This is a genomic window from Xylanibacter ruminicola, assembly GCF_900142525.1.
Taxonomy (GTDB): Bacteria; Bacteroidota; Bacteroidia; order Bacteroidales; family Bacteroidaceae; genus Prevotella; species Prevotella ruminicola_A.
Genome location: NZ_FRBD01000016.1, coordinates 24,923 through 47,009 on the forward strand (window position 1 = coordinate 24,923; position 22,087 = coordinate 47,009).

Annotated in this window: 23 protein-coding genes and 1 pseudogene; 12 read left to right on the plus strand and 12 right to left on the minus strand. The window is 48.7% G+C overall.

Features of this window, described 5'->3' with window-relative positions; all coding sequences use genetic code 11:
- Positions 1–11: 11 nt before the first annotated feature.
- The 3 genes from BUB86_RS10865 (at position 12) to BUB86_RS10875 (ending at position 3,916) form a co-directional block, all read left to right on the plus strand.
- Positions 12–2,054, plus strand: a complete 2,043-nt coding sequence (locus BUB86_RS10865) for a M3 family metallopeptidase (RefSeq protein ID WP_254795155.1) — start codon at positions 12–14, stop codon at positions 2,052–2,054.
- 128 nt (positions 2,055–2,182) lie between these two features.
- A complete protein-coding gene (locus tag BUB86_RS10870; RefSeq protein ID WP_073209401.1) occupies positions 2,183–2,884 on the plus strand; it encodes an iron-sulfur cluster assembly scaffold protein in 702 nt (233 codons plus the stop codon).
- A gap of 15 nt (positions 2,885–2,899) precedes the next feature.
- Positions 2,900–3,916, plus strand: a complete 1,017-nt coding sequence (locus tag BUB86_RS10875) for a GGGtGRT protein (RefSeq protein ID WP_073209403.1) — start codon at positions 2,900–2,902, stop codon at positions 3,914–3,916.
- Positions 3,917–4,008: 92 nt separating this feature from the next.
- Here BUB86_RS10875 and BUB86_RS10880 read toward each other — a convergent pair whose 3' ends face one another.
- Positions 4,009–4,314 (minus strand): Dabb family protein, encoded by a 306-nt coding sequence (locus BUB86_RS10880; RefSeq protein ID WP_073209406.1) that lies wholly within the window; start codon positions 4,312–4,314, stop codon positions 4,009–4,011.
- A 139-nt stretch (positions 4,315–4,453) separates the two neighbouring features.
- On the opposite strand from BUB86_RS10880, the gene ettA reads away from it, so the two are divergent.
- From ettA to hemG, 5 genes are all read left to right on the plus strand, one after another.
- A complete protein-coding gene (gene ettA / locus BUB86_RS10885) occupies positions 4,454–6,151 on the plus strand; it encodes an energy-dependent translational throttle protein EttA (protein ID WP_073209408.1) in 1,698 nt (565 codons plus the stop codon).
- 94 nt (positions 6,152–6,245) lie between these two features.
- Positions 6,246–8,318, plus strand: a complete 2,073-nt coding sequence (locus BUB86_RS10890) for a TonB-dependent receptor (RefSeq protein ID WP_073209410.1) — start codon at positions 6,246–6,248, stop codon at positions 8,316–8,318.
- Between the two features lie 9 nt (positions 8,319–8,327).
- Positions 8,328–9,539 (plus strand): MFS transporter, encoded by a 1,212-nt coding sequence (locus tag BUB86_RS10895; RefSeq protein WP_073209412.1) that lies wholly within the window; start codon positions 8,328–8,330, stop codon positions 9,537–9,539.
- Complete coding sequence (gene hemN / locus BUB86_RS10900) at positions 9,517–10,881, plus strand: oxygen-independent coproporphyrinogen III oxidase (RefSeq protein ID WP_073209415.1); 1,365 nt, start codon at positions 9,517–9,519, stop codon at positions 10,879–10,881. The genes BUB86_RS10895 and hemN overlap by 23 nt, the downstream gene beginning before the upstream one ends.
- A gap of 5 nt (positions 10,882–10,886) precedes the next feature.
- A complete protein-coding gene (gene hemG / locus BUB86_RS10905) occupies positions 10,887–12,239 on the plus strand; it encodes a protoporphyrinogen oxidase (protein WP_073209417.1) in 1,353 nt (450 codons plus the stop codon).
- On the opposite strand, the gene BUB86_RS10910 is transcribed toward hemG, so the two are convergent.
- Complete coding sequence (locus BUB86_RS10910) at positions 12,220–13,503, minus strand: serine dehydratase subunit alpha family protein (RefSeq protein WP_073209420.1); 1,284 nt, start codon at positions 13,501–13,503, stop codon at positions 12,220–12,222. The two genes, hemG and BUB86_RS10910, sit on opposite strands and share 20 nt — an antisense overlap.
- Positions 13,504–13,630: 127 nt before the next feature.
- On the opposite strand from BUB86_RS10910, the gene BUB86_RS10915 reads away from it, so the two are divergent.
- The 4 genes from BUB86_RS10915 to BUB86_RS10930 all read left to right on the plus strand — a co-directional run bounded on the left by BUB86_RS10915 (position 13,631) and on the right by BUB86_RS10930 (position 15,950).
- Entirely contained in the window at positions 13,631–14,350 is a 720-nt protein-coding gene (locus tag BUB86_RS10915; protein WP_073209422.1) for an AzlC family ABC transporter permease, read from the plus strand.
- Entirely contained in the window at positions 14,331–14,642 is a 312-nt protein-coding gene (locus BUB86_RS10920) for an AzlD domain-containing protein (RefSeq protein ID WP_254795151.1), read from the plus strand. Before BUB86_RS10915 ends, BUB86_RS10920 begins: the two co-directional genes overlap by 20 nt.
- Entirely contained in the window at positions 14,639–15,346 is a 708-nt protein-coding gene (locus BUB86_RS10925) for a helix-turn-helix domain-containing protein (RefSeq protein ID WP_073209423.1), read from the plus strand. Before BUB86_RS10920 ends, BUB86_RS10925 begins: the two co-directional genes overlap by 4 nt.
- A gap of 106 nt (positions 15,347–15,452) precedes the next feature.
- Positions 15,453–15,950 (plus strand): hypothetical protein, encoded by a 498-nt coding sequence (locus tag BUB86_RS10930; RefSeq protein ID WP_139261569.1) that lies wholly within the window; start codon positions 15,453–15,455, stop codon positions 15,948–15,950.
- On the opposite strand, the gene BUB86_RS10935 is transcribed toward BUB86_RS10930, so the two are convergent.
- From BUB86_RS10935 to BUB86_RS10980, 10 genes and pseudogenes are all read right to left on the minus strand, one after another.
- On the minus strand, positions 15,917–16,441 hold the full coding sequence (locus BUB86_RS10935) for a flavodoxin domain-containing protein (protein ID WP_073209429.1): 525 nt from the start codon (positions 16,439–16,441) through the stop codon (positions 15,917–15,919). The two genes, BUB86_RS10930 and BUB86_RS10935, sit on opposite strands and share 34 nt — an antisense overlap.
- 14 nt (positions 16,442–16,455) lie before the next feature.
- On the minus strand, positions 16,456–16,980 hold the full coding sequence (locus BUB86_RS10940) for a GNAT family N-acetyltransferase (protein ID WP_073209430.1): 525 nt from the start codon (positions 16,978–16,980) through the stop codon (positions 16,456–16,458).
- A complete protein-coding gene (locus BUB86_RS10945; RefSeq protein WP_073209432.1) occupies positions 16,977–17,567 on the minus strand; it encodes an alpha/beta hydrolase in 591 nt (196 codons plus the stop codon). Before BUB86_RS10945 ends, BUB86_RS10940 begins: the two co-directional genes overlap by 4 nt.
- 2 nt (positions 17,568–17,569) lie before the next feature.
- Positions 17,570–18,703 (minus strand): NAD(P)H-dependent oxidoreductase, encoded by a 1,134-nt coding sequence (locus tag BUB86_RS10950; RefSeq protein WP_073209434.1) that lies wholly within the window; start codon positions 18,701–18,703, stop codon positions 17,570–17,572.
- 21 nt (positions 18,704–18,724) lie between these two features.
- The gene (locus BUB86_RS10955) at positions 18,725–19,066 is read right to left on the minus strand and encodes a DUF3795 domain-containing protein (protein ID WP_073209436.1); all 342 of its coding nucleotides are present in this window, start codon (positions 19,064–19,066) and stop codon (positions 18,725–18,727) included.
- 51 nt (positions 19,067–19,117) lie between these two features.
- On the minus strand, positions 19,118–19,939 hold the full coding sequence (locus tag BUB86_RS10960; protein WP_081373216.1) for a MerR family transcriptional regulator: 822 nt from the start codon (positions 19,937–19,939) through the stop codon (positions 19,118–19,120).
- Between the two features lie 86 nt (positions 19,940–20,025).
- Positions 20,026–20,646 carry a CatA-like O-acetyltransferase, family 2 gene (locus BUB86_RS10965; RefSeq protein ID WP_073209438.1) on the minus strand — a complete coding sequence of 207 codons (621 nt, stop codon included), beginning with the start codon at positions 20,644–20,646 and terminating at the stop codon, positions 20,026–20,028.
- Between the two features lie 4 nt (positions 20,647–20,650).
- A complete protein-coding gene (locus tag BUB86_RS18005; RefSeq protein WP_254795156.1) occupies positions 20,651–21,070 on the minus strand; it encodes a pyridoxamine 5'-phosphate oxidase family protein in 420 nt (139 codons plus the stop codon).
- Positions 21,071–21,178: 108 nt separating this feature from the next.
- A pseudogene (locus BUB86_RS18245) lies at positions 21,179–21,553 on the minus strand (zinc ribbon domain-containing protein); the annotation flags it as partial.
- Positions 21,554–21,595: 42 nt separating this feature from the next.
- Positions 21,596–22,030 (minus strand): GyrI-like domain-containing protein, encoded by a 435-nt coding sequence (locus BUB86_RS10980; protein WP_081373218.1) that lies wholly within the window; start codon positions 22,028–22,030, stop codon positions 21,596–21,598.
- Between the last annotated feature and the right edge of the window lie 57 nt (positions 22,031–22,087).

Consider the following 22,087-nt stretch of genomic DNA (forward strand, 5'->3'; position numbering starts at 1 on the left):
GTTTTGCTGCTATGACAATGCCTGCATTTGCATTGGATTACCTCCCATTGGGAGCTCCTGATTTCAGCAAGATTAAGGAAACCGACTATCTGCCAGCCTTTGAGAAGGCTATTAAGCAGAATCGTGAAGAAGTAAACAAGATTGTAGCCAACAAGGCTAAGCCTACATTCGAGAACACTGTTCTGGCTTACGAGAAGAGTGGTGTAGAGTTGGATCGTGTTAGCAACGTGTTCTTTGCACTGGTGAGTGCCCATAAGACACCTGTGATTGCTGAGACTGAAAAGAAGGTGATGCCTATGCTGACTGAGCTTCAGAACGAAATCTCGTTCAATAAAGAGCTCTTCAAGAAAGTGAAATATGTTTACGACCATCAGCTTAAGAAACTGAAGGGTGAAGACAAGCGACTGACAGAGGAACTCTATAAGAGTTTTGTACGCTCAGGCGCATTGCTCAGTGATGAGAAGATGGAGCGCATGAAGCAGATTAACCTGCGCATTGCCGACCTCCAGCAGGAGTGGGGCACACTGCTGCCTAATGCTACCAATAACTCTGTGATTTGGGTAAATAGCAAGGAGGAGTTGGCAGGTTTGAGCGAGGCTGATATTGCTCAGTGTAAGAAGGATGCCGAGAGCCGTGGCGGTTATACGCCATACGCTATCGTCATCGTTAATACCACTCAGCAGGCCATCCTGTCAAGTTTGGATAATCGCAATCTGCGTCGCCGTGTATATGAGGCTTCTCGTCATCGTGCCGATGGCACACGTCAGTTCAATACATTCCCATTGGTAGTAGAGATTGCCAAACTGAGAGCTGAGATGGGCGAGCTGATGGGCTACAATAATTACGCCTCTTATTCGCTTGAGAAGACAATGGCTAAAAACTCTGACAATGTGTATAACTTCCTGAAGCAGCTCATTGCAGAGTACACACCTAAGGCCCAGGCAGAGACTAAGGCCATCGAGGATTACGCCAAGAAACAGATGGGAACCGACTTCAAGTTGCAGCCATACGACCGCTTCTACTATTCGGCTAAGATGAAACAGGAGATGCTGAACATCAGCGACGACGAGGTGAAGCCATACTTCAATATCGATAGCGTCATCGTAAATGGCGTGTTCTATGCAGCACATCGTGTGTATGGTCTGAACTTTGTTCAGCGTACTGATATCCCCACTTATCACCCTGATATGAAGGTGTACGAGGTCCACGATAAGGATGGCAAGCTGTTGGCTCTGTTCTACAGCGATCCATACCGCCGTCCCACTAAACGTGGTGGTGCCTGGATGAGCGCTTTTGCCAAGCAGAGCGGTCTGCGCCAGCAGTTACCTATTATATATAATGTTACCAACTATGCTAAGGCTCCAGAGGGTCAGCCCACGCTGATTACATGGGACGAGGTGACAACACTGTTCCACGAGTTTGGTCACGCCCTGCACGGCATGCTGTCAAACTGTAAGTACAACACCCTGAGTGGTACTGCAGTGGCTCGCGACTTCGTGGAGATGCCATCGCAATTCAACGAGACATTCGCATCAATACCTGAGATATTCGACCACTACGCTAAGCACGCTGTAACAGGCGAGCCAATGCCTGCTGACCTGAAAGAGAAGATGCTGAAGAGTATCAGCTTCCAACAGGCTTACGCCCTAGGCGAGAATCTGGCTGCTACCTGTCTGGATCTGGCTTGGCATCACCTCTCATCGAAGGAGATTCCAACTGCCAACGAGGCTGCTAACTTCGAGGTTGAGGCCCTGAAGAAGATTGGACTCTACGACGAGCAGGTACCTCCACGCTATTCTACCTCTTACTTCAATCACGTATGGGGTGGTGGCTATGCTGCTGGTTATTACAGCTATCTGTGGACCGATGTGCTGGCTTGCAATGTGGCTGAGGCATTCCAGAAGTTTGGTGTCCTGAAACCAGAAACTGGTAATGCTTTCCGTCAGAAGGTGCTGAGTCGTGGTAACACCAAGGATCAGATGGAAATGTTTACTGACTTTACAGGAATGAAGACCCCCGACTCGTCAGGTTTCCTCAAGTATAGAGGTCTGTAATACGTAGTATTGGTTAATAATTCCTAAATGATAACGGCTAACAAGGATTAATTCGGAAAATTCGAGTAATTTTGTAGGTCAAAAGAAGGAGATATTAAGTTGTTTAACATTTAAATGTTTTATTATCAATGATTTATTCAAAAGAAGTGGAGAACATGTGTAGCGTTTGTAAGGGCGCTTACCATGGACCTGCACCTATCCCCGAGGAGGGCAAATGGGTAGCAGTAAAAGAAATCAAGGAGATCTCTGGTTACACCCACGGTATTGGCTGGTGCGCACCTCAGCAGGGTGCCTGCAAGCTGAGCCTGAACGTTAAGGACGGTGTGATTCAGGAGGCTCTGGTTGAGACCATCGGATGTACTGGTATGACTCACTCAGCTGCTATGGCTTCTGAGATTCTGCCTGGTAAGACCATCCTTGAGGCTCTGAACACCGACCTGGTATGTGATGCTATCAACACCGCTATGCGCGAGCTCTTCCTGCAGATTGTTTACGGACGTACACAGAGTGCTTTCTCTGAGGGCGGTCTGCCTATTGGCGCTGGTCTTGAGGACCTTGGTAAGGGTCTTCGTTCACAGACAGGTACTCTCTATGGCACCGTTGCTAAGGGTACACGTTACCTCGAGCTCACTGAGGGTTACATCACCAAGCAGTACCTCGACGCTAACAACGAGGTTTGCGGTTACGAGTATGTACACCTCGGCAAGATGATGGAGGCTGTTAAGAATGGCATGGATGCCAACGAGGCTCTGAAGAAGTTCACTGGCTCTTATGGACGTACAACCGAGGAGCAGGGTGCAGTTAAGGCTATTGACCCACGTAAAGAATAAAAGGAGGATACGACTATGATTAGAAAAGTACAGTTTGAGAGTCAGGAGCGCCGTATCAACCAGGTTCTTGCTGCTCTGAAGGAGAATGGCATCAACTCTATCGAGGAGGCCAATGAGATTTGTGAAAAGGCAGGTATCGATCCTTACCAGATGTGTGAGGAGACTCAGCTTATCTGCTTCGAGAACGCCAAGTGGGCATATGTTTGTGGTGCTGCTATCGCCATCAAGAAGGGCGTAAAGACAGCTGCTGAGGCTGCTGAGGCCATCGGTATCGGTCTGCAGAGCTTCTGTATCCCCGGATCAGTAGCCGACGATCGTAAGGTAGGTATCGGTCACGGTAACCTGGCTGCTCGTCTGCTCCGCGAGGAGACTGAGTGCTTCGCATTCCTGGCTGGTCACGAGAGCTTCGCTGCTGCTGAGGGTGCTATCAAGATTGCTGAGATGGCTAACAAGGTACGTCAGAAGCCACTTCGTGTTATCCTGAACGGTCTTGGTAAGGACGCTGCTCAGATCATCAGCCGTATCAACGGTTTCACATACGTACAGACCAAGTTCGACTACTTCACTGGCGATCTGGCTGTTGTTAAGGAGGTTCCTTATGGCAACAACCCAAGCCGTCTGAAGGTTAAGTGCTATGGTGCTGACGATGTTCGTGAGGGTGTAGCTATCCTGTGGAAGGAGAACGTAGACGTATCAATCACTGGTAACTCTACCAACCCAACACGTTTCCAGCACCCAGTAGCTGGTACTTACAAGAAGGAGCGTGTACTCGCTGGTAAGCCTTACTTCTCAGTAGCTTCTGGTGGTGGTACAGGTCGTACTCTGCACCCAGATAACATGGCTGCAGGTCCTGCTTCTTACGGTATGACTGATACTCTGGGTCGTATGCACTCAGACGCTCAGTTCGCAGGTTCTTCTTCAGTTCCTGCTCACGTAGAGATGATGGGATTCCTGGGTATGGGTAATAACCCAATGGTAGGTGCTACTGTATCTGTAGCAGTTGCTATCGACCTCGCTATCAACAAGAAGTAATCCTTTCTTGAGATACAATAAAAAAGCCTCGCCAATCGGCGGGGCTATTTTGTTAACTAGTCATACTAGTCATACTAGCCATGCTAGTTCTTCTAGATCTCAAAGTCCAGGCAGCTACGCTGCACAGTATAAGGCCTAACCTTGCCATTTGCTACTGCTACGTGCTCTGGGTGAACAGCGTAGCCCTTCAATGCCTCTTCGCTCTCGAGCGTGCTGTCAAGCATCACATCGGCGTTCGACGATGCCAAGCGGCCATCAATGTGTACCTTTACGTCAATCAGTCCAGGCACCTTGCCTACCAATCCCTCAAGACCAGCCTTGATGCCAGCCTTTACCTTTGCTTTCTCTTCTTCAGAGAGTTCTGGATTCAGAGTCCAGAGAATAATGTGCTTTACCATACCTTAATTATATTTAGTGATTCTAATGTTGCAAAAATAAGCAAAATAATCTGTCTGGCAAAGAAAAATGTGCAAAAACACATCAGTATTGAAGTTTTTTTGTATATTTGCACAAATTAATAAAATACTGATTAGTAATATGGCAACAGTAGACGATAAAAAGATTATCTTCTCGATGGTTGGAGTGAGCAAGACCATCCAACAGAATCAGAAACAAGTGCTCAAAAACATCTACCTCAGCTTCTTCTATGGTGCTAAGATTGGTATCATCGGTTTGAACGGTGCTGGTAAGTCAACCCTCATGAAGATTATTGCAGGTCTCGACCAGCAGTATCAGGGCAACGTGGTTTGGAGCCCTGGCTATACTGTGGGCTATCTGCCTCAGGACCCGCCTCTCAATGAGGAGAAAACCGTCAAGGAGAACGTGATGGAGGGTGTGCAGCATGTTTACGATGCACTAGCTGAATACGACGAGATCAACGTAAAGTTTGGGCTGCCTGAGTACTACGAGGATCCAGACAAGATGGACAAGTTGATGCAGCGCCAGGCAGAGTTGCAGGATATCATCGATGCTACCGATGCCTGGAACATGGACTCAAAGCTCGATCGTGCCATGGCGGCTCTGAACTGTCCTCCTGGCGATTGGAGTGTTAAGAATCTGAGTGGTGGTGAGCGCCGCCGTGTGGCTCTGTGTCGTCTGTTGTTGCAGAAACCTGATGTACTGTTGCTCGACGAGCCTACCAACCACCTTGATGCTGAGTCGATAGACTGGTTGGAGCAGCACTTGCAGCAGTACGAGGGTACAGTTATTGCTGTGACTCACGACCGTTACTTCCTCGACGATGTGGCAGAGTGGATTCTCGAGCTGGATCGTGGTGAGGGAATCCCCTGGAAGGGCAACTATTCAAGCTGGTTGGAGCAGAAGAGCCAGCGCTTAGCTCAGGAAGAGAAGACTGCTTCAAAGCGCCGCAAGACGCTGGAGCGCGAGTTGGAGTGGGTGCGTATGGCGCCCAAGGCCCGTCATGCCAAGGGTAAGGCTCGACTCAACTCTTACGAAATGATGCTGAACGAGGAGCAGAAGCAGAAGGAAGAGAAACTCGAGATATTCATTCCTAACGGTCCTCGTCTGGGTAACAAGGTGATTGAGGCCGAGCATGTGGCCAAGTCATTCCCAGAGAAGACGCTGTTTACTGATCTTAACTTCAACCTGCCACCAAACGGCATTGTGGGTGTGATTGGACCTAATGGCGCTGGTAAAACCACGCTGTTCCGCCTCATTATGGGCTTGGAGCAGGCCGATGCAGGTTCGTTTGCTGTAGGCGAAACCGTCAAGCTGTCGTACGTCGATCAGCAGCACAAGGATATCGACCCTACCAAGTCGGTCTACGAGGTTGTTAGTCAGGGCAACGAAACCATCCGCATGGGTGGCAAAGATGTCAACGTGCGAGCCTACCTCAGCCGCTTTAACTTCAGCGGCGCCGATCAGGAAAAAAAGTGTGGCGTGCTCTCTGGTGGTGAGCGCAACCGCCTGCATCTGGCTATCGCTTTGAAACAAGAGGGTAACGTGTTGTTACTCGACGAGCCTACCAACGATATCGACGTGAACACCCTGCGTGCACTCGAGGAAGGTTTGGAGGCCTTTGCCGGCTGTGCTGTCATCATCAGCCACGACCGCTGGTTCCTCGACCGTATCTGTACCCATATCCTGGCCTTCGAAGGCGAGGGTAATGTATTCTATTTCGAGGGCAACTACAGCGAATACGAGAGCAATAAAGCTCAGCGCTTGGGTCTTGAAGAACCTAAGCGAGCCCGCTATCGTAAGTTGATGGAGGAATAATGTGTTAAAATCCCTATAAATGGGGATTGTACACTAAATCATAAAGCTGTACCTTTGCACCCGCAACCAACACAATGGGTGCAATTACAGTTTTATGAGGAAAAAAGTATTGTTTTTAGCATTATGTCCTATCTGCACATTTGCAGGTGAATTGGACGAGGTATCCGACACAACAGTAGCAAAACAGTTTGATGTCGATGAGGTAACAGTAGTAGGTTTCAAGCAGGATGCATTAGGTCGTGAGGCACAATCTGTTACCTCACTGTCAAGTGCGTTTATACGTCAGGCCGAGATGACCAGTATTAAGGACGTGGGGTATACCGTTCCTAATTTCTACATCCCTGAGTATGGCACTCGCCAGAACTCGCCCGTCTTTGTGAGAGGAGTGGGGGCCAAGACCAATGGTCCTACCGTGGGATTCTATATCGATGGCGTGCCCCACATGGAGCGTTCGGCTTTCGACGACGACCTGTTTGATATCACAGCCCTCGAGGTGCTTCGTGGTCCTCAGGGCACACTCTATGGTCGAAATTGTATTGGTGGAATCATCAACGCCTATACCCGTTCACCATTCGAGTTTCAGGGCACTCGTGTAAAGATAGGCTATGGCCGTTATAATGATATGGTGGTTAATGCCTACCATTATAATAAGGTGAACGATAAGCTGGGCTTTGCTATTAACGGCAGCTATCATCACAACGATGGCTACTTCCGTAATGCCTTCGACGATAGTAAGATTGATAAGTTTAACGAGGGCTTCCTGCGTGGTCGCGTGTTCTTCAAGCCAACTGAGCGCTGGACCATTACAGCCGATGTGAGCTATCGTAACAGCGATCAGGGTGGCTATCCTTATGCCACTTACGATGCTGAGACTGGTAAGACTGGCGAGATCAACTACAACCGCTACAGTTCTTACTTTCGTCAGCTCACCACGGCAGGACTGAATGTCCGTTACGAGGGCGATAAGTTCAGCTTCAACAGCCAGACGGCCTATCAGTATATCGACGATCACATGGCCATCGACCAGGACTTCATGCCCAAGGATCTTTATTGGGTCAACCAGAGCGTTCGCCAGAATATCTTCAGCGAGGAACTCACTCTTAAGTCAACCACCGATAGCCGATATCAGTGGATGGTGGGTGCCTTTTTGTTCAGCGACAGCTACAACAAGTCGCTCTACACCACCTACATCGCTCAGGATTACTGCACGCCTAAGTTCTACGATTCGCCTACTACAGGTCTGTCTGTCTATCACCAGTCGTCGCTCCAGATCGTTGGCGGTCTGAAGGCACAGGTGGGCCTGCGTTTCGACTACGAACATGCCAAGGAGGATTATACTGCCTATCGCACGGCGGCTTGGGTCACTACGCTGGGCAACCCTGTTGACATATACAACAGTAAGCTTAACTTCACCCAGTTCACTCCTAAGTTCACACTCGAGTATCTTACTGCCGACAATCAGTTTGTTTATGCTTCAGTAACCCGTGGTTACAAGACAGGCGGTTTCAACTCTACATTCCAGCAGGACGATGAGCGCACCTTTGATCCAGAGTATAACTGGAACTACGAGGTGGGTGCCAAGACCTCTTGGTTGAACCATGCATTGCAGGCAGAACTCACCTTGTTCTATGTAGACTGGCGCCATCAGCAGATTACTCAGACCATTCCTGGTGTGGGCAATATCACTCGTAATGCTGGCCACTCTGACAGTAAGGGTGTTGAGCTGGCTATGACCGTACGTCCTATACTGCCGCTCACCTTCCGTTTGAGCTATGGATACACTTACGCCCGCTTCCTTGACTACAAGCGCAGCGAGACTGTAGATTATACTGGTATGATGCTGCCATTGGTACCACGCCACACGCTCTCACTGCGTGGCAGCTATACCGTTCTGCCTCAGAATTCTACCATCAGTAAACTGGTGTTCAGTGCTGGCCTGAGTGGTATGGGCAAGATTTACTGGAACGAGGACAATGCCGTCAATCAGCCTTTCTATGCGCTGCTCGATGCCAAAGTGAGTGCCACCATGGGTCTGGTTACATGGGAGGTATGGGGTAAGAACCTCACCAACACAGATTATCTTACATATTATTTCAAGTCGAGTGCCGGCTATGGTCAGCAGGGCCGTCCTGTATCCTTTGGCACATCGCTCGTGTTTAATTTCTAGTAGCAGTATATGGCCAGAAACAAGCAACTCCTGATGTTCTTCTGCCTTTATATAGCGCAGAGCATCCCCTCCAGTTTCTTTGCTACAGCCCTGCAGGTAATGATGCGCGAGGCTCATTACTCGCTGGCAACCATTGGGCTGCTGCAATTGGTCAAACTGCCGTGGGTAGTCAAGTTCCTGTGGTCGCCTATGGTAGATCGCCATTGCCTCACAGGGCACGACTTTGTTCGCTTCATCGTTTTCAGCGAGCTGGTCTATGCTGCATTTATTCTGTTGGCTGGCCATATCAATGTGGCCGATAATATCTATCTTGTACTCCTGATGGTGACCTTGTCGCTCGTAGCGTCGGCCACTCAGGATATAGCCACCGATGCACTGGCCATTCTGATGCATGGAGGCAAGGACAAGAGTATGGTAAACAGCATGCAGTCGATGGGTAGCTTTGGTGGCGCACTCATTGGCAGCGGCGTGCTGTTGCTGGTGCTTAATCACTACGGCTGGCATGTGGTAACACCCTGTCTGGGTGTGTTTGTACTGCTGATGCTGATACCTATGGTCGGCCAGCGAAAGCATTTGGATGTGGTGAAGAAGGACGAGCGCCAGCGTGCCAAGCTCACCGATTTTGCCTTGTTCTTTGCCCAGCCTGGCATCTGGCGCCAGATAGGATTCCTGCTGCTGTATTATGCCAGCATCATTGGTATCCTGTCTATGATGCGCCCCTGGCTGGTTGACCTTGGCTATACGATGAAGCAGATTGGCGTGATGAGTGGCATCGTGGGCACATCGGTGGCCTTCTGTGCCTCGTTTGGCACCGGCTTCCTAATGCGTCGCATTGGAATTTACAGGTCACGTCTGCTGTTTGCAGTTTTCATACTTGCTACTACTTGCTACTTTCTGTGGCTATCGTGGATAGTTCAGCCCTCAACGGCTATGCTCTATGTTGGCATTGTTTTATTGTGGAGCAGTTACGGCATGGCTACTATCGTGGTTTACACATCGGCTATGGAGTGTGTACGTACTGGTCGCGAGGGTACCGATTTCACAGTCCAAACCGTTCTTACCCATTTTAGTGGCATCATCATGGCTAGCCTCAGTGGCAGTGTGGCCCAGCACATGGGCTATCATGGCCTTTTTGCTACCGAGGTGCTCATCGCCTTGGTATCATTGGTTTATATCATTCTGTTTTTCAGCAAGAAACATGCAACAACACGTCATCAATAAATATAACCGCCCTGTGCCTCGCTACACCAGCTATCCGCCAGCCAATTTCTTTGGCGAGTATGCTGAGGCCGATTATCTGGCAATGGTCGATCAGTCGAACACTGCTCGCCATAACCAGATATCTTTTTATTTGCACATCCCTTTCTGCAGACATTTGTGCCACTATTGTGGTTGCAATTCCTATCCCCAGGCTAAGCCCGAGGTGATCAGTGCATACGTAGATGCCCTGCATCGTGAGATTGACCTGGTGGCCAGTCACATCGACCGCAGTCGCCAGATAGCGCAGATACATTATGGTGGTGGCAGCCCTACGGCGCTACCCATTCCGATGATTCGCGAGCTCAACCAGCATCTGCTGTCATTGGCGTCAGTCATTGATCGCCCTGAGATTGCCATCGAGTGTCATCCTGGCTATCTTGATGAGACCGACTGGCTGCAGCTGGCCGATTGTGGTTTTACGCGATACAGTCTGGGCGTGCAGGACTTAAGACCTGAGGTGCTCAAGGTGGTAAACCGTCGTCCCTCGCAGCTGCCTGTTTCGCAGATAGTCAGCCTGTTGCATTCCAAGGGCGCCACTGTCAATCTTGATTTCATCTATGGTCTGCCTTTGCAGTCGGCCTCGTCGTTCAGGAGTACTATCGAGCAGGCTGCTCTGATGCGTCCTGACCGCTTGGTCACATTCTCGTATGCTCATCTGCCGCAGATATTCCCACGCCAGCAGGTGCTGGATAAGGTGGGCCTGCCGGCCGACGACGAGAAGGGCCGTATGTATCAGGAGGCCTCGCAGGTGCTTATTGCATCGGGCTATCAGCCCATAGGGCTCGATCATTTCGTATTGCCTGGCGATGAGTTGGCTGTGGCACTCGGCCAGGGACAGCTGCATCGCAATTTCCAGGGCTATTGCACTCGCCGCACCACGGCTCAGGTCTATGCCTTTGGCGTAACAGGCATCAGCCAGCTCGACGATGCCTATGCTCAGAATGGTCGTGATATATCAACGTATATCGACACTATCAGTCAGGGGCGCCTTTACGTACAGCGCGGTTACCAACTATCGGCTCAGCAGAAACTGGTGCGCGAGGTGATCGAGGCGCTGATGTGCAACTATGCGCTGCGCTGGAGCGATGTGGCCGCACGGCTTGGAGTATGTGCCGATGTCCTACGAGAGGCATGCGGATATGATGAGGCTGTGCTCAGTGAGATGCAGGCCGATGGGCTGCTTAGTTTCGACGATGATCATATAAGTGTAGACACCGGCGGCCGCCCGTTTGTGCGCTGTGTGGCTGCTGCACTCGACCCGATGATGCTGAACACGGATAAGAAATTTTCAAAACCAATATAATCGTTATGCAACAACACGATACTGTTATAATAGGTGCTGGACTAACAGGACTCAGCACGGCTTTCAATCTTAAAAATGCCGGCCGCGATGTGCTGGTGCTCGAAAAGCAGAATCGTATCGGCGGGCAGATACGTACCTATACCGAGGGTGGGTTTACCTTCGAGAGTGGACCAAACACAGGTATGGTTTCGTTTCCTGAGGTAGCCGAACTGTTTCAGAAGTTGGAGGGCCGCTGCCAGATGGAAACGGCGCGCGAGTCGTCTAAACGCCGCCTTATCTGGAAGGGCAGTAGTTTCCACGCGCTGCCTGCTGGTCCGTTCAGTGCCATTACCACGCCGCTGTTCACGCTTGCCGATAAGTTCCGCATTCTGGGCGAACCTTGGCGCAAGCCAGGCACCGATCCTGACGAGTCTGTTGGTGCGTTGGCTCAGCGCCGATTGGGGTGCTCGTTCTACGAGTATGCTGTCGATCCGTTCGTCTCAGGTGTCTATGCTGGCGACCCCATGAAGTTGTGCACACGCTATGCACTGCCCAAATTGTATAACCTCGAGGCCAATTATGGCAGTTTTATCCGTGGTGCCATTGCTAAGCGCAAGGAGCCCAAAAGCAGTCGCGATCGCCTGGTCACCAAAAAGGTGTTCTCGGCCGTTGGCGGACTGCAACAGCTGGTTGAGGCACTTGCGAAGAATGTCAATATTATAACTGGTGCCAGCGATATCCGTGTTATGCCCGATAGCGAGCATCGCTGGCGTGTAACATATAACGGTGGCAGCAAGGTGGTGTATTGTAACCATGTGGTTACCACAGTGGGCGCCTATGCCTTGCCAGAGCTGCTGCCCTTTATCGATCAGGCGTTGATGTATCCCATCAGCAGTCTCTATTATGCACCTGTCATTCAGGTGTGTGTGGGTGTGCGCCATGCAGGTTCGCATCCTATGCCGGCCTTCGGCGGACTAGTGCCTAGCTGTGAGCATCAGAAGGTGCTGGGCATTCTGTTTCCATCAGATTGTTTCGTGCAGCGTGCGCCCGATGGTGGGGCACTATACTCTTACTTTTTGGGTGGCGCCCGCCATGCTGACTATATGGAGAAGAGCGACGAGGAGATACGCCAGATGGTGCTCGAGTCGTTCCACACCATGCTTGGCTATCCTGCCGATGTCGAGCCCGACTTGCTTCGCATTTTCCGTCATGAGCGTGCCATTCCTCAGTATCGTAACGATAGCGGTTTGCGTCTGGCATCAGTCGAAGCCATTCAGCATCAGTTTCAGGGCCTCATCATCGCAGGTAATCTGCGCGATGGCATCGGCATGGGCAATCGCATCCACCAAGCCGCCAACATCATGCTTTCAATGTCATGATGTTCAGCACCATGTCGTCGGTGGCGCACATGGCGTCGGCACCAATGCTGGTAAGATTATGAATGCTCTTGTCTACACAGTCGTCAACGATGCCCTCGGCCGGACTGACGCACTTGCCCTCCATGGCCAACAGCGATGAGAGGAGGGCTGTGGATACGCCCGAGGTGATTTTGAGCGAGCAGGCAGGTTTGGCACCGTCGCAAATCATACCTGTGAGATTGGCAATCATATTCTTGACTGAGTAACAGATGCGCTCGTAGTCGCCGCCCATCAGGTAGGTGATGCCGCAGCTGCTGCCGATGCTGGCTACCACGCAGCCACATAGTGCCGACAGGGTGCCCAGCGACTGCTTGATGTAGATAGCCGTCAGGTGACTGAGTATCAAGGCACGTGTTAGTTCCTCTTCAGTATTCTCGTTCTCCTTGGCATACACGCAGACGGGGTTGGTAGCACAGATGCCCTGATTGCCGCTGCCGCTGTTAGACATCACTGGAATCATGGCGCCGCCCATACGGGCGTCGCAGGCTGAGGCTGTGCGCGATATGATGTGCGAATAGATGCTATTGCCAAAGATGCCTTTTGCCAGCGGACGGTCGATAGTCTTGCCCAGATTATGGCCGTAGTTGCCTTTCAGTGCTTCGCGAGCTGCATTCATATTCAGTGTGCGGGCCTCTTGTATAAAGCTTATCTCAGAGAGTGGGGCCGTGGTTGCAAAGTCGTAAACCAGGCGAAGGTTTAATTCTACGTTTGCTTCGCTAGCCTGACTAGATATACAAGCCTGGCTAGCCATACTAGTTGGGCTAGCCCCATCTTCAATAAAGTTTGTATGGCTTCCTGCAATGATAGCCTTGGCGCTTTTGTTGCCAGCGCTGCATATCACCTCTACATACAGTTTATCGCAGCAATTCTCTTTTTGTTTGATGCAGATGCGGTTCTCGGCTAAGTATTGTTTACCTTCTTCGAGTGTCTCAGGTGTTAGGTCCTTCAGCACCTCTAACTGGTATTCGCTCTTTCCTATAAGCGCACCTAAGGCTATAGCTATCGGCAGACCAACCATGCCTGTGCCTGGTATGCCTACACCCATGGCATTCTTTAGGATATTGGCACTCAGCAATGCCTCGATTTTATCTGGTCGACAGCCAAGTTTCTCAGTTGCCTTTGCCGTACACAGCGCTACACACATAGGCTCAGTACAGCCAATGGCTGGCACCACCTCCTGGTGTATCAGCGCAATAATGCGTTTACGTTGTTCTTTGTTTATCATATATAGTTATTATTGATTGGTGCAAAGGTACGATAAATCTCAATAACAACCAAGTTTTTGCGATTATAGTTTGTTATTTCGCGGATTATTCATAACTTTGTCGCCGTTTTATTATAGTGGCGTGTACATGACAGGAAGAAGACAGCATATTATTCACGGATTGCGTGACGGCATACCCATTGCAATGGGCTATCTTGCTGTTGCATTCTCTATTGGCATCATCGCTGCTAAGGCTGGGCTTACGGCTCCAGAAGGTTTCCTGAGCAGCTTCTTTACACGTGCATCGGCTGGCGAATATGGTACATATACATTGGTGGCTGTGCAGGCGGCATACGTTGAGGTGGTTGCCATGTGCCTGGTGGTGAACCTGCGCTATATGCTGATGAGTGCGGCTCTGTCGCAGAAGATAGCACCTGGCACATCGTGGTTTCATCGCATATTGATGGCCTGCTGTGTTACCGACGAGGTGTTTGGCATATCAGTGGCTCACCCTGGCTATACGCCTCCTGCTTATACTTATTCGGCAGCTCTGATATCTACGCTATTCTGGGCATCGGGGTGTGCTGTAGGCATTGTGGCTGGCAGCTTGTTGCCTCAGCCGCTGGTGACTGCTCTCAGCATGTCGCTCTACGGTATGTTTCTGGCCATCATCATTCCGCCGGCCCGTAAAGACCGCAATGTGCTGTATGCGCTGATAGCCAGTTTCGCATTGAGTGGCCTATGCGCTATAGCGCCTGTAGTGGGGCAGTGGAGTAGTGGTATGCGCACGGTAGTTCTGACGATTGTGATATCGGCTGTGGCTGCATGGCTTAAACCTATAAAGACTGATGATGATGGAGCAGCATAGTATTCTGATTTATATCCTACTGGCCATTGTTGTCACCAATATGATACGTGTCATCCCAATGGCTTTTATCAAGGGGCCGATAAACAACCGCTTTGTGCGCAGTTTCTTGTATTATGTGCCTTATGTAACGCTGGCTGTGATGACTTTTCCAGATATGGTTCTGACCACGCCGGCATATTGGCCAGGAGTGGTGGCACTGCTGGCTGGCATCGTGGCTGCATGGTTCCGTTTGGGACTATTCCCAGTTGCAGCCATCTGTAGTATTATTGTTTATTTGCTGATTATCATATGAAACAACAACGATTTGCAGTCATCGTGCTTTTTGCACTGATTATAGCTTCGAGTCTGACCAGCATTGGTAGCTATAGTTCAACATGTAGGCTGGTTAATGAGGATATGGACCGAGCATTGGCTCTGGCCTTGCAGGAACAGCAGAGCGATGTTATCAGTCAGGACACCATCCGGACGTTCAATAACCACTTGCAGATAACGGAACTGCGAGGAAAGGCTACACTGGCTGTTGATACCTGTGGACAGAAGTTCAAAGCGTATGCTCATTGCTCTGAGGCAACTATCTTTAGTCTGTCAGACCAAAGGCCTGCAACTATCCTATGGGCGTTGACTGGATTTTGGGCAATGCTAATATGCTATCGTCATCGCCAGTCGCTTGTGGGTGAACCGTTATCAGTGAGCAATACCAATAGGAATGTGTTTGGTGGACTGACATATTTAGAAGATGATGGCTGTTTCTATGCTGCTGATGGACGTCAGGTGCAACTCACTCCCATGCAGCATCAACTGATGGAGATGTTCTTCCTGTCACCATCGCATTCTCTGACGAAAACGGAGATTTGTAATGCTCTATGGCCCAAGAAACCTGATGCCAGTGAGACACTCTACACCCTTATCCGTAGGCTAAAGCCTGTTGTAGAGCATCATTCTGATCTAAAAATCGAATCAGACCGCAGTAAGGCGTATCGACTGGAAATCAGATAAATAACTCGCTGACATCGTATCTGACAATAAAATGTCAGACAAATGTCAGATAGCTTTTTCGATCATTAAGGAATCTCTTCGTATCTTCGCAGCAAAAATGCAAGATATGAAGAGATTATTGTTTTGCTTGTTGGTCGTTTACGCATCGGCCTCGGCAGCCCAAGACACAGAAAAAGCAGTCACTCTTGATGAGGTGACAGTAAAAGGCGCACATACCATACATAAAGTGGATGGTCAATGGCTCTATCCATCGAAGCAGCAGATTGAGAATTCAACTAACGGCTACTCGCTATTGGCAAAACTCACTCTGCCTCACATCCGTGTGGATGAGGCGATGAACAACATTACCGCATTAACGAATCTTGGAACAGTGCAAGTGTGTATTAACGACATCATTGCCTCGCGTGAGGAATTGCAGACACTTGACCTACAGGGGATTGATCACATTGAGTTTATCGACAATCCTGGTGTGCGATACGGCGAGGGTGTTGCGTACATTATTAATATAAAAGTGAAGAAGGCTGTGAGTGGCTATGTTTTTGGCACTCAACTGACTGAGTCTATCTTCGGTTATGGGCATAATTTCAAATTATCTAAGGTTTGAAAATCGACATAGTCCACCTTTTTGCCATATGTGGCAAGAATGGTCTTTGCTTCGGTATTGAGCTTTTCTTCAGGCATTTTTGAGATTTTCGAGTGAATGACCGCCATCATCATCCGATGCTTCAGGCTCAGATGACTATAGTCAATGGCTCCATGGAGATGGAAAATCCGCGTTTCATCATAGAAATGTTCCGGGACACGTTCCTTAATGGAATGCCGGATGTATGCAATATTCTCAGGATCAGTCGGGTCAACCAAGCCAACCGTGACGATAACTAGCTCTTGCTTGCGGGACATCTTGCTGACTGTCTTCTTTAACCCCAAGACACTCCCAGCATAAAGAGCGCCCATGAAAAGAACTCTTTCATACATATCAATAGCCTTTGCATCCTTGAAGGCTACGGCTTCAATCCCTGTCATTTCCGACAGGTGCTCGGCATATCGTTTCGTTGTGCCATATTGGCTACCATAAATGATGATTGCTCGTTCCATATAATCCCTATAATCTATGTACGTACATTCTTGACAGATTCGGCTGCTTCATCTTTCAGTTCAGGTTTGTCTCTTAATGTGATGTATGAATATGCCTTCTCCATATAAACCCATGTCAAACTTGGTCCAACTATCTCGCTCTTGTAGGGTTTGAACCCTTCACGCAGATAGAATTCGAATGGAGGGCGCACCTGCTGACATGTGCAGAGCCAGGCGTGACGATGTGGAAGACATGATTGAATCTCACGGAACAGCTGCTTGCCGATGCCTTGTTGCTGGTATTCTGGCAAGACCATAAGACGACCAATGTATAGGGAGCCATCTGTCACGTTTCCATGAACGGAACCGATGATTAGCCCGTCTCGATTTTGCACTTTCAATGTCGTGCAACGTGCGAAATCCTCGTAGGCATGATCCAATGATTCAGTCAAGAGTGGCGCATCCTTCCAACCCAGCTCCTCACACAGAGGGCCAAAAGCCTTGCGCTGCAAGTCGAGCAGAGCAGGAACATCCTGTATTGTTGCAAGTTCTATTTTCATATTTTTATCCAATTATCCAAGAACGCTATCTGTTCATCTGTGTGAAACCAGTGCTCACCACCATCCATGACAGTTAGAGTGGCTTGATGCTTATTGGCAAACCTGGTGATGGTATCTTGTGAAATCAAATGATCTTTGCTACCATAAAGAATTTGCGTTGGCACACGCCATTCTACAAGGTGGCTCCTGACGTAGCTCAGATAATCCCACGACAAATCTTCACCAAAGTCTGTGTGAATCACTCCTTTTGATTCAAGTTCCAGCTCGGTGACATTGGCCCACTTCATCATGTCGGTAATCAGTTTATCCATATCCACGATTGGAGAGATAAAGTAAGCCTTCTGAATCATTTCATCGATACCAGCATTCATGCTGAAGAATGCCCCGATGCTGTTGGCAATCAGGATTACATTCTCGTATTTGCTTTTCAGTTCCTCTACGACTATGCGTATTTCCTGGCCTGTTTCCCAGGGAGTGAACGTCTGATAATCTAAGCCTATCACTTCGCAATTAGGAAATAGCAGTTTGTAGTGCTCACTTTCTATTGCACTGCCGCCTTTGCCATGTATGTATAATATTGCGTTCATTTTTAACTATATGGTTTATCATCCAGCGGGCGAGTGCATCCCCAACTCTTGGCAAAGTCTTCAAAGCCTTTGTTGACCTTTTTCAGGAATAGTAGGCTCACCATCTTACGTGCCATCCAGGGATATTGCTCTGGGCCTGTGAACTTCTTTGCCTCTGGGGTGAGGAAGTTGCCGTTCTGTGCAAACAGGCGTCCCATCTTTTCGTAAGGTGCAACAATCTTGGCTTTTACAGCATCCTCTCTGGTGCGGATGCCAAAACTGCCGCCATGAATCAGTGTGCCGCCGAATCTGCAACCGAGTTGTGCTGGCAACCCTTGCAAGATTCGTTCACAGAAACGGAACTCAAATCCTTCATCCATGCCTCCGTGGAGGAGGAAAGATAACTGAGCAGGTTGCCTACGCTCTGATGGCAGCGATTCAAGGAATTCCAGCATCAGGCTGGGTATACACTCCACATAGAGCGGAAAAGCAATGAGGATACGCTCGTGTGAAAGGAAGGCTTCACGTGCTGCATCCCATTCCTTACGGTTGGAGAGATTGTGGAGTTCCCATGTGATGCCAGTTCCTTCCAGCCCTTTGACGAACGAATGAATAATCTTGTCTGTATTGCTGAATTTCGCCACACGTGGGCTGCCGTTGATGATGACCAAGTGATAGAATTCACTTTTCACTTGCAAAGCGATAGCACCAAGTGACTGCCCACCTATGTTTACTGCCGTACGTTTGCACCAATCTTCCATCATCATCTGGTCAGCATCGCCTTTGTATAGGAGTCCTATGTTGAGTGGATGGTAACGCAGTTCATGACGCATCCATCCATCACGGAAGCCGATTGTCATATTCAGCATGGGCATAATACGATCCATCAGCCGTTTGCCCTTATAGTCCAAAAATCCAAAACGCGTATCAGAGACAATCCAAAGGTTGTCGGCTTGCACCAGTTTCTTGAGGATTATCTCGTAATCATCTTTATATGCACAGATGCCAGGTGTCTTCAGCCAGCACTGGTTACAGCCCATGCAATGTGCAATTTTCATACCCGAGGTATCGACGATCTCCACTTCTTTTTCTTTAATCAGAGTCTTTATCTGCTCTGTATAGTCATTACCTAATGTGTTTAATACTAATGTTTTCATTTGTCATTGACATTAAAAAAGTCATTTCTTCATGGTCTGTTCTCCTCGCTTTGTCATCTCTTCAGCAAAGGCCTGTTCACCGTTCTCGCGGATGTAACGGATGCAGGCTGGTCGGTTGCTTCGGAAGACGAATGCGAAGAACTTTCCTATGAGGTTGTTATGAAGCCGACAATCCTTGACGTCCATCTCGCACTCTGCGCAGGTATGGAAGCCCTTTTCCATACAACATTTTCTTATTTTGCACCATGAAGCCTTCTCATTCTCATGACATCCAGGACATTTGCCCATGCGGTATTTCTTGCACGCTCCGCAGTAGAGTCCACAGTCGGCAATCTTCTTTGTATCAACAGTTATTTCTTTCATTATCAATATGTTTAATGCCTGCCCCAAATTGTTGGGACAGACAGTTTGTGATTATTCTATTGGTATCTGAATGACTGAAAGCCATTTCTCTGGATCTTCCTGATTCCATGCGCCATCAATATAACAGGTGCGGTGCTGCCCGGCAACCTTGTAACCTTGCTCTTCCATATAGCGGAAAGCCTCGGTGTAAGATTCGTAAAAGCGCTCGTAAGGGCCAACATGCTTCATGCAGAGGGCTTTGGGAACAGCAGGTAAACGCTTGAACTGGATAATGGCGCTATCTGTGCCCATCTCCTCCACCTGTTCGCAATACTCGATGTCGATATCCGTCGGTGTATATTCCTTGTTATGCTCTATAGTAAAGCAGTAGCCTGGAGGCGGACACTTACAGCCAAGACGCTGCATCTCGGGTCCGATCTTCTCGTAACACATGGGGCCGATGGCGGCATAGTTGGGGATGACTTCACGATGACTTGCCACAATGATTTCGGGCAGTGATTGAATACTGAATTTTTCCATTGTCTTCATTTCTTTGCGAGAGTCTCTCCAGTCGAGCAGTCGGTTACGGCGGGCTATCAGTTGCTTCAGTTGTTGTTCCGTTTCCTTGATCTTCTCAGTCAGCTGTCGGACACTGGGTGTATGAGACACGTCATCATATAGATCCTTAATCTCGTCAAGCGAGAAACCGAGTCGTTGCAGGTCGCGGATGGTTTGCAGCTTCTGCATCTGATCAAGGCTATAGTAGCGGTAGCCCGTCCACTCGTCCACCTCGTCAGGCAACAAGAGTCCCTTCTGCTCATAGTGACGCAAGGTCTTTACGGTTACCTGCATCATCTGTGAGAACTCTCCGATTTTTAATTTCATTTTACTCATAATCGCGCGATGTTTTGCTAAGCAACTGCAAAATTAATGTATGACCTTAGGGACGGGTCAAACGTTTTATTGATTTTAACTTCAATTTAACACAAAAGGAGCATTTCCTTCTGCAATATGTCCAAGAAGCGTGCAGCATGACCACCATCCATCTGAACGTGGTGGAATTGGAATGATACTGGCAGAGTTGTCTTGAACAGTCCCTTGCGGTACTTACCCCACATCACCATTGGATTGCAGAACTGGTCGGTGTATTGGTTGACGATGCAGTCGAGTTCCGTCTGTATCATGGCAGATGTGCCGATAACCATGTAGTCGTTAAGGAAGGAACTCTTACATTCATTCGCTGCTTGTGCTGTCAACGACAAGTAATCGCGATTGAATTGCTGTATGTCATCGGTGAAAGGAATATCGCATGAGCTGATCCCTCCCTTACTATTCTCTATAATAACGTTAATGGCAAGCTTGTCGTAGCGGTATAACTTTCCATCTACAGGCAGCGTAAAGAACTTTTCCACTTGGCTCGCAGCTTTGCCTACGCACCAGCACAGCAGCATGTTGAACTTTCTACCGTGCCTATGGCTCACTCTACAGAGCCTTGTCACATCGAAGGTCTTCGTGAGCGTCACCATTGGCATAGGAGATTTTATCCACAGCTCGAATGCCTGCGCTCGAATGGTGTCTTTGGGATCGATTTCATGTTTCATCTTTTTATTCAATCACAAAACTACGTGGATAGAAATCGCTGTAGAAACGACCGTCGGTGGCGGTAAACTTCAACACGCAGTAGTTGGGATCGGTAACGCCGCCAGGATAGTACTCTGTGTCGCCATCGCGCCAGATCATTTCTTTTGAGGCGGCATCCGTCAGTACCTCCATCGTACCTCTGAGCATCATGCCCTTGAAGCCCTTGGCATCGCAGAAATAGATGCTGGCCTTGGGATTAGCCTTGTATTGAGCTACGCGTATCGAGAAGGTGTTGGTCGTAAAGTAGAAGGCTTTGATACCCTCGCGCTTGCGTGGCTTCAACATGGCCTTGGTCCAGGGGAATCCGTCCTGATCGACCGATGAGATGTAAGCGATGGGCAGTTTGTCGGCCATCTGCGCAATGAGTTCTTTAACGCCTGCCAAAGCAGGGTTAACATTCATGACTTCATCGTTACTAATATCCAACGTTTTGCGCCAGCGCTTTAATTGGGGGAAATACGTTTTTATCTGACCGATGTACTCCTCTTTGGTGATGGGTTTCTCCAACCCCTCGTTGACAGCACCAATAAACTGCGCACAATGTTCGATCATCTCTTCCATCGTGCAGTCCTGCAAGAACTTTCCATCCCTGTAGCAGTACATACAGTAATCTTCGTTCTTACTTCCGTCGGCATTCGTGCCGAGAACATCTTCGGTTAGCGGCATGCCGCAACTCTGACAAAATTTCATTTCTTTGTTCATCTTAATGTTTGTTTCCTTTTTATATTTGTTGTCACTCTGTTTTTCTGTGGTCTGATATGTTGAATCACTGAGAACCTTAAATCTGCTCAAATCTTGTGCTTGAGCTACCTGCCATCCTGTAATGAGGAAAAGCAATGAACATAACAATTTCTTCATTTCTTTCATAGTGTATCTATGTTTATGGATTATTCATATTTTTATCCTTCATTAAACTATAGGCACACACATCTCGCAAAAGCCGTTTGACACCATCTTGACAGAATATCTTTCCATTATTGGGCGTGAAAAATCTATCTTCACGCCGTTGTTGGCCATCTCTGTCGGAAATGATTTCCAGAAATCTGTTACGGCATCTTTAGTGTGGTTGATGGTGAAGACTGCATATTTGCCCCCGCAGAGGTTCCTAGTCTCTACTTGGTCTTCGGCTGCGATATCTTTTGCGCTTGAAGCTAATAGGCATACATCATATCTACACTCGCTTGGTTTAGTGAATTGTGGGTTGTCGAGGGCTATACCAAAAAGTACAGCATCGTCTGTCAACAATCCTCGTTCATTAGACCATGCCTTCATTTTGCACATCAGCTCATAGTTTTCTTCACCGTATTGTTCCCGTGCGACGCATATAAATAACCTCGTCACCATTGATTTCTTCTATTCTCATATTCTATTGCTATTGTAAATTATTTCCTAAAAATGATA